General features: G+C 41.6%; 14 protein-coding genes. 12 read left to right on the top strand and 2 right to left on the bottom strand.

Going from position 1 to position 15086, the window contains the following annotated elements; translation table 11 throughout:
- Positions 1-898: 898 nt before the first annotated feature.
- Positions 899-1138 carry a hypothetical protein gene (locus A0128_RS05970; RefSeq protein WP_069606670.1) on the top strand — a complete coding sequence of 80 codons (240 nt, stop codon included), beginning with the start codon at positions 899-901 and terminating at the stop codon, positions 1136-1138.
- 73 nt (positions 1139-1211) lie between these two features.
- On the opposite strand, the gene A0128_RS05965 is transcribed toward A0128_RS05970, so the two are convergent.
- Together A0128_RS05965 and A0128_RS05960 are read right to left on the bottom strand one after the other, a co-directional pair.
- Positions 1212-2324, bottom strand: a complete 1113-nt coding sequence (locus A0128_RS05965; RefSeq protein WP_069606669.1) for an alkane 1-monooxygenase — start codon at positions 2322-2324, stop codon at positions 1212-1214.
- Positions 2325-2361: 37 nt separating this feature from the next.
- On the bottom strand, positions 2362-2967 hold the full coding sequence (locus A0128_RS05960; protein WP_069606668.1) for a TetR/AcrR family transcriptional regulator: 606 nt from the start codon (positions 2965-2967) through the stop codon (positions 2362-2364).
- Positions 2968-3854: 887 nt separating this feature from the next.
- Between A0128_RS05960 and A0128_RS05950 the strand changes: the two genes are divergently transcribed.
- The 11 genes from A0128_RS05950 (at position 3855) to A0128_RS05900 (ending at position 15080) form a co-directional block, all read left to right on the top strand.
- Positions 3855-4169: a hypothetical protein gene (locus tag A0128_RS05950; RefSeq protein ID WP_069606666.1), complete on the top strand. Its 315-nt coding sequence runs from the start codon at positions 3855-3857 to the stop codon at positions 4167-4169.
- Between the two features lie 162 nt (positions 4170-4331).
- Positions 4332-5720, top strand: coding sequence for an oxidative stress response protein LipL48 (gene lipL48, locus A0128_RS05945; RefSeq protein WP_069606665.1), 1389 nt, complete (start codon positions 4332-4334; stop codon positions 5718-5720).
- A 51-nt stretch (positions 5721-5771) separates the two neighbouring features.
- Positions 5772-6392 (top strand): LA3241 family PerA/PerB upregulated protein, encoded by a 621-nt coding sequence (locus A0128_RS05940; protein WP_069606664.1) that lies wholly within the window; start codon positions 5772-5774, stop codon positions 6390-6392.
- Positions 6389-9349 carry a TonB-dependent receptor gene (locus tag A0128_RS05935; RefSeq protein WP_069606663.1) on the top strand — a complete coding sequence of 987 codons (2961 nt, stop codon included), beginning with the start codon at positions 6389-6391 and terminating at the stop codon, positions 9347-9349. Before A0128_RS05940 ends, A0128_RS05935 begins: the two co-directional genes overlap by 4 nt.
- 333 nt (positions 9350-9682) lie before the next feature.
- A complete protein-coding gene (locus A0128_RS05930) occupies positions 9683-10498 on the top strand; it encodes a MotA/TolQ/ExbB proton channel family protein (RefSeq protein WP_069606662.1) in 816 nt (271 codons plus the stop codon).
- 26 nt (positions 10499-10524) lie between these two features.
- Positions 10525-10944 (top strand): ExbD/TolR family protein, encoded by a 420-nt coding sequence (locus tag A0128_RS05925; RefSeq protein ID WP_069606661.1) that lies wholly within the window; start codon positions 10525-10527, stop codon positions 10942-10944.
- Position 10945: 1 nt separating this feature from the next.
- The gene (locus A0128_RS05920; RefSeq protein WP_069606660.1) at positions 10946-11362 is read left to right on the top strand and encodes an ExbD/TolR family protein; all 417 of its coding nucleotides are present in this window, start codon (positions 10946-10948) and stop codon (positions 11360-11362) included.
- A 3-nt stretch (positions 11363-11365) separates the two neighbouring features.
- Complete coding sequence (locus A0128_RS05915) at positions 11366-11956, top strand: energy transducer TonB (RefSeq protein WP_069606659.1); 591 nt, start codon at positions 11366-11368, stop codon at positions 11954-11956.
- A gap of 132 nt (positions 11957-12088) precedes the next feature.
- Complete coding sequence (locus A0128_RS05910) at positions 12089-12613, top strand: hypothetical protein (protein ID WP_069606658.1); 525 nt, start codon at positions 12089-12091, stop codon at positions 12611-12613.
- Complete coding sequence (locus A0128_RS05905; RefSeq protein WP_245667205.1) at positions 12534-13694, top strand: carboxylate--amine ligase; 1161 nt, start codon at positions 12534-12536, stop codon at positions 13692-13694. The genes A0128_RS05910 and A0128_RS05905 overlap by 80 nt, the downstream gene beginning before the upstream one ends.
- A gap of 84 nt (positions 13695-13778) precedes the next feature.
- On the top strand, positions 13779-15080 hold the full coding sequence (locus A0128_RS05900; RefSeq protein WP_069606657.1) for an adenylate/guanylate cyclase domain-containing protein: 1302 nt from the start codon (positions 13779-13781) through the stop codon (positions 15078-15080).
- The last annotated feature ends 6 nt before the right edge of the window (positions 15081-15086 follow it).

Genomic DNA, 15086 nt, shown 5'->3' with positions numbered 1-15086 from the left:
ACGGACTCCGTCTTTTGAAAGACGGAGTTTTAGGACGACCTTGTCGGAGTTCCGACTAAGATTTTTAAATCGAATTGGAATTTGAGAATAGAATGTTTTTCTAATATAAAAAATTCGCCCTGAATCCCCACAAGCCTCGCCTCCTTCATCCAATAAGGGCATAACCTTAGCCACAAGGAAGGATTTTTTAGGAGTTCCTACGTGGGACTTTTTACTTGCAAAATTAGAATTTTGTGATATAGGAAAGTTTCCGAAATTTTTCCACCACCCCGCCCCTCCGCCCAAAATTTGAGTGGGGCGCGCGACTTTTACGGAAAAATTGTCGTAGTTCCGACAGTTTTTCTTAAGTTCCCCTCAACTTGTGGGCAAGTTTATGCAACAAGGAACGGTGGATCGTCGGAACTCAGACAAAGCACTCTTAACGATTTTTCTCAAAAGCCCCGACCTCATAAATAATTCTTCCGTCGTTTTTCCTTTTCCTACACTCCCCTTATCCGCCCAAGATTCTTTCTTTTTTCCTCCTCCTTATCAAGAAATTTCCAGAGGCCAACCGAAAACTTGCCACACATCTCCTCTGAAAATCGGAAGTAACACGGAAAAGAAAAAACTTATAGAAAACTAAAATGGTCGAGACGTTGAAAGCGACCTTTCGAAATCGCAATGTTCCACACCGGAATCGTTTATAACACAGAGTAGCCTACGTTCACAGGATTCACTTCACCATACACGTGATCTTTATTCGAAACGATATCCTGACAAGCGCGGTCAATGTAGAAATCCAATGGAACCAACAAAATACGATTCCTTCCATCGGTAACACGAGCCGTTCCTTATCTACTGAGGAATCGAATTTTATCCTCTCTCTCTCGTAGAAGAAGGAACAAGACGAAAACATTATTTGAATTTAGTTCTAGTTCCTTATGAAGGACCGTTTACTTTTACGTTCAACGGAGAAAGCGACGAATCAAAGAAAAGATACGCTTCGCGAAACTACGAAATCAACGTAAGTTTCGATCTCTCAAACGGAATCGATACAAATCCGGCCAATACCGATCTCAGCGTTCCAAAGATTCTCTTAGGAGCGGATTCGCGTAACGTTCCCTTAGGATTCAGAATAGAATTAAGACGAAAACGTTAAGAATTAAGAATCGAAAAACAAAAAGCCCGGAAAAAACCCGGGCTTTGTTATATGAAACTTTTTGAATACTTTTTTATACCGCGTTTCTAACCGCTTCGGAATTCGCATTCCCATAGTATTTTTTCTTCCAGTCTTCCAATCTCCAATCCATGATCTTATACCAGAGAGGAGGAATCAGAGCCACCAGAACCATCACTTCGTAACCGTAAGGAAGTTGAGGGCTCTCTTCAAAGTGACGCAATGCCGAGTAACGTCTTCCCGCGTTAGCGTGGTGATCCGAATGTCTTTGAAGATGAAATAGAAATGCGTTGCTTACCGCAAAATTCTGATTCCAAGAATGAATCGGTAGAACCTTTTCAAACTTTCCCGGAGCGATTTCCTTTCTCTGAAGGCCGTAGTGTTCGATATAGTTCACCAATTCCAAAAGGGAGAATGCGATAAAACTCTGAACAAAAAAGAATGCCGGAACTTCCCAAGAAAATTTTCCAGTATAAAGAGTGAGCCCCGCGGTCACAACTCCGATGAACAAAAGCGTAATTAAACTCGCAGAAATCATCTCATTCTCCAGAGACCAAGCCGACTTTCCTTGTTTGGAAAGCCTTTTTTCTTCCAGCTTCCAAGCGGAGAAATAAGAACCAAATACGGTTCTTGGATAGAATCGATAGAAGGACTCTCCCTTTCTCGAAGAGGCCGGATCCTCGTGAGTCGAAACGTTTACGTGGTGTCCCCGATTGTGTTCGATAAAGAAGTGCATATAACAAACGGTCATCAGAATAAATTTTGAATACCACTGCTCGATCTTCTTACTCTTATGACCTAACTCGTGTGCAACGGTGATTCCGATTCCTCCGGTATTGATTCCGATCGCGAGAACAAAGCCGAACCATTCCAAACCAGTCAGTTCCTTGTTTTGAATTTCATAAAGAGCCCAAATAACTAAGCCAATCTGAACCCAGGCCCACATATAAGTAAGAAATCGAAAATAAAATTCGTTCTGCAAAGAAGGAACTTCCTCTTCGACCGGGTTCGACGGATCGGAACCGACGGCTAAATCCAAAATCGGTAATATTCCGAACACGATCGCGAAGGTAAGAAAATTATACGCTCCGCCTAAATAAAAACCCAACACCGCAAACGCGGGAACTAAAAAACAAACAATGAACGAGTAACGTTTCAAATTGGTCATATCACTTCTCTCCCTATTTTTCTTTGATTGATCGATTCTATCTTGAATCGTTTCCGACCTTTTTCGATTCCATAAACGGAGCGCTTGTTAGAAACGGAGCAAAGACCCTTACGATCCCGAAAGTTTTTTCGAAGTCGACCGTTCCCTCGTCCATCATCCTTTGAAAAATGGTTCCGATCAGAACGCTGAAAAAAAGGTTTTCTATCTCCGGATTTTTTAAACCGAGATGGCTTTCGATCGCATCCCGAAAGATCACCGAACATTCTTTCAAAATCGCTTTTGCAGGCTCCGAGTCTTCTCTTCTGTAAAGATCGCAAGCGAGCAAAATCAAATCCTGAAAATGTCCTTCCCTTTCTCGAACGAACTCAAAGAGCAGCTCGAGTCTTTCAGCCGGGTTTTTGTCCCGATTTCGATCTCGGATTTCGACCAACTGCTTCGCGTCCTCTCGAACCACCCACTTCGCCATTTCCTCAAACAAAACTTCCTTGGTCGGAAAATAATGATAGAGGGACCCCGTAGAAACCCGAAGCTCCTTGGAAATCTCTCGCATTGTAACCACCGCATAGCCCTTTTTGGCAAAAAGGCTCAAACATCTTGTTAGAATGGAAATTCTGTAAACTTCGTGATCCACAACCTTGGGCACGGCAATTCTCCTCAATTTCGAACAAACGTTTTTATAGAACAACAGTTATTATATAAAATATTCAGGGAAATGGCAAGAAAAAAATCTGAAGAATTCTGTTTTTCAGACGGAAAGTCCCGATTCTAAGTCCTCAGTTCCCTGACATCCTTTCAGACCTTTGACAAAACAGAGAATGAGTTGGTCCCTGGATCTAAAACTTTCGTTTGGATTTCCCTTCTCGAGAAAGGATCCAAAACAAAACTTAAGAATTTGAATTCTTTTTTCGTTTTCTCAAAGCTTACATCAAAAGATTTGCTCGTCTCTAAAAACGGGTTTAGAAATTGATAAGCGAACAACACCATTTCTAAGCTGAAACAAAAGACGCCGTTATTTAAAATAAAAATCTTCAAACATCGAACTCGAAAAAGTCAAAGCACGACAGAGTCGAGATAAAAACAGGCGATAGAATTTTCTAAATCTAAACGGAACAAAAAATGACTGAACTGAAATCTTGGACTTTACGAAACTCTTTCCAAAATTAAACCGCTTAAAACTTATACTGCAAAAATTCTCTTAGTAACGTTTCTCGGGAACACACGTTCCTTTGATTACCTTATCCGTTTATTACGTAATCAACACGGGCTACAACGTAAAGACGATCATTCGGACTTTACTCGTCGCCTTGATCGCCACCCTTGGGGGAACGGGTGCGAAACTATTTGCGCTTCCATCATTAAAGAACATTAATCTTTATCAATGTTCTTTAATAGGGATTCTAAGTTTATCTAATTTCCCTTCATTTCGAATCAAATCTTTAACACGATTGTAACAATTCTCTTGTTTTTAGTCTTGTATGAAAATGTAACAATGAGATGCGGTAGACATTCCAAAAGGAAAATGATTACAAAATGATAACAAGAATATCGATAGCCCTTCTACTCTTCCTATTATTCTCACCTACCGGAATGTTTGCGGACATAGTTAAAAATACTAAAACGAGCGAAGTAATAGAGAACGTAAAAACTTCAGAAAACGAACAAGGTATTATTGTTGAGTATGAGGATGGAACTAAACGAGGCTTCAAAAAGGACGTCGTGTCCATAGAGAAAAAAGACGTAGCTTGGACAAAGGGAGAGGAACCTAAAGAGGAAACAAAGGGAGATCGTTATTTCGCGTTCGGTTCTTTAGGATTTCTCTTAATTCTATTCTTCGCTCTTCCTTAATGAACGGATGCATTCAGAAACTATACCTTAAATGTCACAAAGAGACTCGCAGAAGATCAAATGAAAGTTACGGGAATTAAATCAGTTTGTAACTCGGGTGTAACGCCTTGCGCTTACATTATCCGTAAACCTTTTAAGGTTTTATTCTCAAGGAGTCATAAGATGAAATCGACTTATTCAAAAAGAGTCACGCTTTTATTCATAAGCGCCACTCTACTACTTTCTTCTTTTGCAAATTGCAAAGAAGACAAGAAAGACAACACCGCATTGCTCGCAATCGCATTACTATCGGGAGCAGGTAACTCAAACGCCGGTTCTGCAATTTGCGACGGTGCTTCTATCATAGGCGGAAACACTGTTCTTACTGGGAACATTACCTCAAGCCAAAGCTTTGCTACGTATTCTTCCACTTCTCTCAGTGGAATCGTTCGTGTTAAGACCGGCGCTACGCTCACTTTTGAAAGAGGCGCGGTTGTGTTTGGAACTGCTGGTTCAGCTCTGATTATCGAGCAAGGTGCAAAGATCATAACCAAAGGGGACGCGACTGCTCCTGTTTGTTTTACTTCTTCTAAAACCTCCGGAAACAGAGCTCCAGGAGACTGGGGTGGAATTTTGATCGTAGGAGACGGTGTTGGTTCCAGAGCGGCCGCTCAGAACACGGAAGGTGGAACCGGTCTTCAATATAACAGCGGCGCGAATGATAACGGAACTTCTGGAAGTTTTACTTACACGATCGTTGAATTCGCCGGAAACGAAGTTTCTACCGGAGACGAGTTGAACGGACTTTCAATGTATGTTGTAGGAAACGGAACTACATTAGATCACGTTCAAGTCCATAGACACTTAGATGACGGCGTTGAATCCTGGGGAGGAGCTTGGACTGGTAAATATCTCCTTATGACCGGTGGAATGGATGATGATTTGGATTTAGATGAAGCCTATACAGGAAAAGTTCAATTCGTTATCTCCCACAAATACGCGACTACATGCGGTGGAACAGCATCCACTGATCCTCACGGATTTGAAATGGATGGAACACACAGTGCAGGAACCGCTTCTGCAACTGCAAAAACTACTACTAACGTAAAACTCTCTAACTTCACACTTCTTGGTAAAAACGTTTCCAACGGATTTGGCGCAAGATTGAGAGAAGGTCTTCAAGGAAAATTTAGCAATGGACTTATTTACGGATTCCAATCCGGAAATATCGACTGCGTATTAAACGCAACCGGTGGCGGTCCTGCAACAGCTCCGACTCTTGCTAACGTTTTAGTAGAAGCCGCAAAAACCAATGGAAACACTGCCGCCTGTACGCTTCCAACTACTGGCTTAACAGCGCTTCCCGTAGTTTCTTTGGGTTCCGGCGATTCAGACAATTGCGCTTTCGCGACCAAGCCTGATTATCAACCTTCGGGTGAAGCGGCCGCAGCAGCTGGATCTGCGCTAACTGCACAATCCTCTGACTCATTTTTTACCGATAACACTACCTATGGTGGTATGATCTCCGGTTCTAACTGGGCTTCAGGATGGACCGTGTATAGAGCGAAATAATTAAAAAAAGAGGATTCTCTTCGCTTGAGAATCCTCTTATGAACCTTAAACATGTCCCAAAACACATTCAAATTTCTACATATTCTTCTTTTTATTCTTTTATCTTTTTCGATTTTCGAATGTAAAAAAAGCGGACAGCGGCCGGATTTCGACAAGGAAATCATGGATCCCAAAATCGCTTTAGAAATTCAAAAAGACAAAGACATCCTTAGATCGGAAATAAAAAATTCTTACGTAATACTAAACTCGTCTCATTCCGTTGAAGAAGCGTTATCGAAGGCGATCAATGAAATCAGGGATTCTCCTGATAAAGACGACGACCAGCTCAAATATTCGTGCAATCCGAAAGAGATCAGAGAGATCTATCTCCCGAACAACATAGATCAGAATAACATCACCGCGAATTCTAAGATTGAAGATTCAATGTATCTTTTACTCATCAGAAGAAAAGCCGGTATCGATAAAGTCAGACAAAATCTCAGAGGATCAAAAGGTCCGCTTCAAATTCTTCCCCTTCCAAAACCTTACAACGTAAGAAAGCTCACGAACATCAACGGTTACATTATAAAGGAATTTAAAGTGCAATTGGAACGAAGAACCATCGATATCGATGAAATTAAACTCATTATAGAACACAAAAATCAATTTAAAGTTTGTACGTACGGAACATGAAAAACAAGACAATTAGTTTATTATTCTTCTTCTCAATCGTAGCAAGTCCGGTCTTCGGACAAGCTACTGGGAAGCTCAGAGGAAAAGTCGTTGATTCGGAATCGGGAGATCCGGTCTTTGGAGCGGTCGTGATCGTTCGATCGATCAAGGCCGCGACTCGAAGCGACTTTGATGGAAAATACGAATTAAACCTACCGCCTGGCGAACATAATGTGGAATATCAAATGATCGGCTTTGCGACACAATTCAAAAAGGTGACGATCACCTCCGGATCACAACTTTCCATGAACATCGTTCTGGGTGCTCAGGTTTTGGACACTGTGGAAGTCAAGGGACGCGGACTCGAAAACTCTGAGTCTGCTTTATTGGCTCTGCAAAGAAAAAGTGGTGTAGTGTCCGATGGAATCAGCGAAGAATCCATCAAAAAAAGTCCGGACTCTTCCGCTGGAGACGTCCTTCGAAGAGTCACTGGTATCACGCTCGTCGGAGGTAAATTCATCTTCGTTCGAGGACTCGGCGAAAGATATTCCAATACGATCCTCAATGATTCCTTTATACCTTCGCCTGAACCTGACAAAAGAATCGTTCCACTGGATTTGTTTCCGGCGGGTGTAATCAAAAATATTCGGGTAATAAAAACCGCATCCGCGGAAGACTCCGCTGAATTTTCAGGAGGAATCGTAAAGATTGAAACCAAAGAATATCCGGATAATCTCTTGCTATCCGTTTCCTTGGGAGTCGGAAAAAATACTCAAGTTGCAGGTCACAAATTCAAGACTTTCAACCAAGGAGATATGAATAACGATTTCGGATTGGTCTCAAAAAAACAGGAACTTCCGGATCTCATTGGAGGTTTACCGAAAGTAATACCTTTCGTAGAGGGGGATCGATTTGGAGGAATACCAACCAATCTTATGAAAGTCGGCGCCTTGTCTTTCAATCAACAATGGTCTCCGAATGAAACGGATTCTCCTTATAACAAATCTTTCAGTTTGTCCGCAGGAAATTCCTTCCGTTCGGAAAAATGGGGAAGATTCGGAGTTTTAGCGGGAACGACATATAACCGGAGTTATAACTATCGCGAAGAAACGAATTCACGTTTTCAAGCAAGCAACCCGGTTTCGCTTTATTTAAAAGATTATAATATGCTCCGCCCTTTAAATCAGAACAACTTAAAACTATACACTGAAGAAGTTCTATGGGGAAACAACCTCAACTTAGCGTATGAACCAAAAATTGGGCAGCAATTCTTTATCAAGACCCTTTATTCTGCACAATCGGATAAGACAGTTCGCGAAGGTGAAGGAACAAACTACATCGACAATTTTAATTTTAAATCGACTAACTTGAGTTATATCAGTCGAACGATCTTTAACAACACTCTCGGTGGCGAACACGAGTTGAGAACCTTCAGCGCGAGGCCTCATAAAGTCGAATGGAATCTAAATTACGCCCTCGCCGAAAGAGACGAACCCGATGCAAGAAACCAAGCTTGGTCCCAGGGTGGAAATGATTTAGCAAACGGATTTAGAAGATTAGGAAACAACCCCGACGGAACTAGATACTTTTCGACTACTGCGGATACTGTTCGAAGCCAATCCCTTAAATATGAAATTCCATTCAGTCAGTGGGACGGGCTTCAGAGTAAATTAAAATTCGGAATTAGTAATCTTGATCGTTTCAAACACTTTGAATTTAGGGAATTCGCCCAAAGAAACTTCAACGGAAGCGATAGAGATTATCTCTATCCGGTTCCAGGGGAAATCATCTATAATCCTCTAACTTATGCGAACGGTGATAGAAAGATTTTCGAACGCGCTTCCGGGAACAATGCGTATGATGCGACACAAGCCCTTAAAGCCGCGTTCGCACAGGCGGAGATCCCAATTATGGCGAAATTAAAAACGATCGTCGGGGTCCGTTACGAAGACAGTTACCAAAAGACTCAAACATACGATCTCAAAAACAGCTGGAGCGGATACAATGCGAGCTACGGTTGTAAAACGAACTCAGAAGAAGAAAGACTTTTATTAGTAAGATCTAATGTTTGCGACGTAAATAACCTCGGGATCGGGGAACTCAGGACAAAAGACAAACTTCCTTCGGCCAACGTCGCGTGGGAAATTGCAAAAGACATGAATCTTCGTCTGGGATATTCTCAAACGCTTACAAGACCCGACTTGAGAGAATTGTCTCCGTTCGGATTTTCCGCATATTTTCAAGCTGATAGAATATTCGGTAACGCGAGCCTTCAAAGAACTTACATTCACAACTACGACGTTCGATGGGAATACTACCTAACCAACACTGATTACATCGGAGTGGGTGCGTTCTTTAAGAATCTTTCGAACCCGATCGAGCTCATCGGTTTACCGGTCGCGGGAAGCGCGAGCTTAGTTTACAAATATGCAAACGCACAGCAAGCCACGATCCGAGGAATCGAATTGGATTATCGTAAAGAATTGTTGTGGTGGTTGAGAGTAGAAACCAACGTCTTCTTTATCAAATCGAGAGTAGACGTGATCGACGCGAACATCTACGGCTTTATCGCGACAGGACAAGTGGATCCGACTTCGACGTATGCGGCCTATGCGCCTACTACCTTGAATCGTCCGCTGCAAGGTCAATCTGACTTCGTAGCAAACCTTAGAATCGACGTATTCACGACAAAAAGCAAAAAGCACAATATTGGATTCTACTATAATTATTTTAGCGATAGAATCGCTTTGGTCGGATCCGATGGAGTTCCGAACGCGATTCAAAAAGGAACCGGAACCTCGGATGTCGTCTATACTTACAAGCACAACGACCGTTTAGATTTCCGATCTTCCGTTCGAAATTTAATGAACAGCCAGTTTAAGATAACACAAACTGATCCTCTCACAGGACAGGAATATGTGTTCCAAAAATATAGAACCGGATTGGATATTTCTTTCTCTGCTACGTATAAACTCTAACAAAAAACACGGATCGATTTCGGTTATCGAAATGGATCCGTGTTCCTTTGGACCACTCTTTCGATCCTACATCACATTCCGTCTTTCGCATGTTCCCTTGGAACTTTCCATAATCCGATTCGAATTTTGCTTACTTCGCCGATTAAAATAGGGAAATTTTAAGAATCAATTGTAACACAACTTCGAAGATTCCTTTTTTGAAAATTTTATCACTCTGATTTTGAAGAAAAATCCGTTCGGACTTGAATGGAAGTTTTAGATCCGTAACTTCTTTGTAATCATTCGGTAACAATTAAAAAGTATATTACAAGAATATTTTAATCGGAGATATCGATGAAATTTTCTTCCCTAAAAAAAGAATTCAAATGGGTGACAACAGCGCTCATCCTATCGGGACTAATTTCCCTTTCCACCACTGTAATATTTGCGCAGGACAAAGTATCAGAGCCGACCAAGGCGGAAACCACCGAGCAAGCGAAGACAGAAACGCCAACCGCAACCCCCGCAAAGACTGAAAAAAGCTGGGGATTCGTAGACCTTTTTCTCCTCGGTGGATGGACAATGTATCCGCTCGCGCTTTCCTCTATCATTGCTTTAGGAATCATATTCGAGAGACTTTATTTCCTAGCCACGGCAAAACTGCTTCCTAAAGGTTACAATATCGACCTCGGCGAAGCGATGGATACAAAAGGCCTCGACGCAGTACAAGGTTTCTTGGACGAAAGAAAAGAATACAAGATCACCCAAGTGTTAGCCGGTGGAATCGACGTATCGTCCGGAGACGCTGAGATTTTTTCTAAAGGTGTAGAACGGGAAGCAGCTGAAGTGATCACGGTTCTCGAAAGAGGACTCGTCATCTTAGCGGCGGTTTCAACGATTGCACCCTTGATCGGATTCTTAGGAACCGTATCCGGTATGATCAACGCATTCGACGCAATTGCAAACGCAGACCAAGTAAACGCAAAAGTTGTGGCGGGTGGTATCAAAGAAGCCTTGATCACGACTGCGGCCGGTTTGATCGTCGCGATCCCTGCGATGACCTTCCACCAATACCTTACTTCCAGAATCGACGGCTTTACTTCCGAAATCGAAGAAGCGGCCAATAGAATTTATAAAGAATTCTTAAAAAGAAATTCTAAAAAAGCATAATTGCTTTTCTTAATGAAGGAATCATTATGATCCGTATCAAAAAGAAACGCGTATTGGAAGAGATTTCGGCATCGTCGATGTCGGATATTGCATTCCTTCTTCTTGTATTTTTCATGGTAACCGCGGTATTCTTTGTAAAGGAAGGATTGAATATTCAACTCCCGAGAAAGAATTCTAATCCAACTCTCGTGCTTAGGGACAATATCTACGAGATTCTTGTCACAGGCGATTTGATTAAGATGAAGAACAAATCCATTGGAACAAAGGATTATCGCAACCTGGTCGATTTCAGAGAACAACTCAATCTGATGGAAATTCCAGACATCGAAAACAAAGTCGCATTAATAAAAACGACCGGAGAAACGAAATACGGAAACATGTTAGACGCGTTATCCGCAGTTCAAATCCGGGGATTCAAACAGATCTCAGTAAAAAGGCTGAAATAGTATGAGTTTAAAAAAGAAAAAGAATCCCCCTTCCATTCCTGTTAGTTCGATGGCCGATATCGCTTTTTTACTTTTAGTGTTTTTTATGGTCACTTCCGTGCTTGATACAGATCCGGATTTACCGATCGCGCTTCCGGATGTTCCCGGAGGGGAACAGCTAAATAAGAAAATTGCGAATTTATACCTAAGTGCCGATAAAGACAAGGCAGTCTATTTCAATCAGGTTCGAATGCCTATGAACGAGGCGATCAACAACGTTAGAGCAAAGCTTACCACTACACCGGATCTCAAAGTTCTGATTCATGCTGACAAGGATCTTCCCTACGCGGATTTAGATGGTGCATTTGAACTATTAAAAGAGGCGGGCGCTTTGAAGGTTTCGCTCGTAACGAAGACGACTCAAGGCGGAGGTCTTTGAACAATGGACCAACCCAACACCCTACTAACAATAATTAAAAGAGGAAAACTAAGAAGATTTATCGATCGTTACAGGATGGAATTTTTTCTATCCTCATCTTTCGTAATTCAAATGTTGATCCTCTTTTTCTGGTACACACCTTCCATCGAATTCAACAGATTGGATAGACTCGTTGACGAAGTTGCATTTGTCGATAATTTAGTAATTCAAGATCCAAATGTGGGAGAAGCGGCAGACGACGGAGAATTCGAAGTTACCGATACGATTAAAAAGAAAGAAGATCCGCGGATCGCAGGTGCGCAAGACGCGATCATTTCGGGTGCTACCGCGCCCGTCGATTTAACTCCGAATATCACTCCTGAATATTCCTCAGAGGCAAGATCCGCCGGAATAACGGGCACAACTACGTTGGAAGTGATCATCGCAGAAAATGGGCAGGTTTTGAGAGTGCGCTCTGTTGGCAAACCTCTCGGATTCGGTTTGGATGAGGCAGCAATCGAAGCCTTTTACAAAAAAAGATATTCTCCTTCCATCTTAGAAGGAAAAGCGATCACTGTTAAGGTTCTAATTCCGGTTCGCTTTAGCCTTTATTAATACCCGCTTAAAAAGCAAAACTGCAGGGCCGCTCGCGGCTCTGTCTCCTTTTTTAGGTTTTATTTAGTTGCAATTTAGAAAAAATAGAATCTCCTTTGTAACTTCGAAAGTTTTATCCCGAAGAACTTTGCGATGTTACACATTCAGTTCAAAAATATAGAACATACATTCAATCAACTCGCTGACCTACTTTCCATAATCGAAGAAAACGAATACTCTCGAGAAATTACTCAGGTCAAAGGCTCAAGTATTGGGAAACATGTACGTCATTGTATTGAAGTTTTGGAGAATCTGGTTTCCGGAATGGAAGTCTCCAGCGTCTCCTATGATCAAAGAAAAAGAAATTCCCTCTATGAAACTTCCCCACTCGCAGGAAGAGACAAAATTTACGAATTGTTAAGCAAGCTCGAATTGATAGATGAGAATAAGATGATCGAGCTTTCTTTTCTTATGGATCCGGAAACGGGACTCGAAGGAAAAACGATCAGCAATCTCAAAAGAGAATTCTTATACGTTCAGGACCACACGATCCATCACATGGCGATCATCAAAATATACGCGGAGTGCTTTTTACAAAATGTTTCTCTATCGAAAGACTTTGGAGTTGCCTTATCAACCCTTCAATTCCAGAAAAAATCAAGCTACAAAGAAGCGTAATAAAAAGGAATCCAAGAGGGAATTTTCCTACTGGAGGATCTCACTCGGAAAATTTTTACGACCCGAGTTTTGGCCGGCTTGGCTTTTTTACATTCCCTTAGTTCCATACATCGTCTATTTGACGATTCGTCATCAAGGTTTTGGTACGATCTGCGCGGCCAACCCCGGAATCTACTTAGGAGGTTTGGTAGGAGAATCGAAGGATGAAATTCTTAAAAATATTCGATCGGATAGTATATTAAAATTCCATAAATTACTAAGAATCGATACTGAAACGGATTTTCAAAACTTAAAAAAATCGTTTCTGAAGAATAGATTCAAGTATCCTTATATACTAAAGCCGGACGCAGGACAAAGAGGATCCGGGGTAAAACTGATCAGAAAGGAAGAAGATGCCCTACTCTATCTGCGGAAAACAAACATAGACGTCGTATTACAAGAATATCATCCCGGACCTGAAGAAGCAGGAATCTTTTACTATCGTCTCCCGAAAGAAAAAAAAGGACGGATCTTTTCGATCACGAGAAAGACCTTTCCCGTAATCGAAGGAAACGGCCAAAATTCCTTAGAAGAATTGATCTGGAATCATCCGAGGTTTCGATATCAATGGAAAGTTTTTAGGGAAAGGCATTCCGAACATTGGAAAAAAATTCTTTCCAAAGGAGAAAGAATGAGACTCGCGGAAGCGGGAAATCACTGTCAAGGAACTCTCTTCACGGACGGGAGCGATCTCATCACGGAGGCGTTGATTGAAAAGATCGATCAGATCTCGCAGACATTTTCGGGTTTTTACTTTGGAAGATACGACGTCCGTTATCGATCGGATGAAAAACTAAAAGAAGGAAAAGACTTTGGAATCGTAGAATTGAACGGAATCACTTCGGAATCAACAAACCTCTACGATCCGAAATTTTCACTCTTTGAAATGTATTCGATTCTTTTCGCGCAATGGAGTCTTCTCTTCCGGATTGGTTCCGAAAATCGGAAGTTGGGATTTCCCAAAACGAGCCTATATAAGATCGTTCAGGTTTTGTTTCAATTCTACGCGGGCGATCGAAAAGTAAACGATCGGTCCGATTGATAGCGGGAAAAGAATTTTGCTTTTTGTAAACAGAATGGCAATAAATGATTTATTTCCATTCCAAGGAAATCTAGGATATCGACCATGACCGATCAAGTTCTTAAGTTCGTTTATTTTATGTTCGGAGATCCAAAGAAAAATTCTTTGGAACATAGGTTATTTAACACCGTAGCGTTTGTGAATGGAGCTCTCAATATTTTCGGAGCGTTCTCTTCGTTCTATCTGGAAAATTTCATGGTAATCTTCCTCTTGAACTTCGTTTCCGGAATTCTTCTGATGGGAATGTATCTGGTTTCTCGGATGAAAAGTGTTTACTATGCTCTTTTTTGGCCTTTCAATCTTACGATTCTCCTCTATCTCTCCTCTATGTGGTTTTTTAACGGCGGGTCCATCGGAGGAAACCACTATTACTTCATTCCGGCCCTTGTTATCGCTACGATTCTTTTGAGAAATCATAACGTATGGATGGTGTATCTGGTATACGCGGCCGCGACATCGTTTCTCTATGCGACCGAATTCTTTAATAGAGAATGGATCAAAGCCTATCCAAATGAAACGGAAAGATATCTGGACGCAGGAGGAAACTATCTCTTTGTACAGATTCTTACCGGACTTTTAATCTTCATTCTTACTCGAAATTTGAATATTGAAAGAAAGAAATCCGATTCTTTACTTTTGAATATTCTCCCCGAAACGGTAGCGGAAGAATTAAAAAGAAACGATTCCGTGGCGCCGGTTCGATTTGAAAGCGTGACCGTACTCTTTACGGATATGGCCGGTTTTACTCAAATCGCAGAAACGATGTCTCCAGAAGAATTGTTAAGCGAATTGGATCTTTTTTTCCGTAAGTTCGATTCTATCATTAAAAACCATCGTATGGAAAAAATAAAAACGATCGGAGACGCATATATGGCTGCGGGCGGCCTTCCGGTAAAAAATAAAACTCACTTTGTAGATGCGGTTCTTTGCGGATTGGAGTTTCAGAGATTTATGCAACTCAAAAGAAAAGAAAGAGAAAGTAAGAATCTTCCTTTCTGGGAACTCAGACTTGGAATCCATACGGGCTCTGTGGTCGCGGGAGTTGTTGGGACCGATAAGTTTGCCTACGATATTTGGGGAGATACGGTTAACACTGCGAGTAGAATGGAAAGTTCCGGAATTCCCGGCGAGGTGAATATATCTAGCGAAACCTATGAACACATCAAAGATTTTTTTATCTGCGAACACAGGGGAAAAATCAAAGCCAAGAACAAAGGAGAAATCGATATGTATCTCGTTAAAGGAATTCGAGAAGGCCTCTTCGACGTTGTCGATCCCTTTCTACCCAATCAAACATTCCTACGTTTTTATGGGCAAATGCAAAGGGGAGAATTTCCGGTTTCTTAAACAAAC

The organism is Leptospira tipperaryensis, assembly GCF_001729245.1.
Taxonomy (GTDB): Bacteria; Spirochaetota; Leptospiria; order Leptospirales; family Leptospiraceae; genus Leptospira; species Leptospira tipperaryensis.
This window is presented reverse-complemented; position numbering and strand designations above follow the sequence as displayed.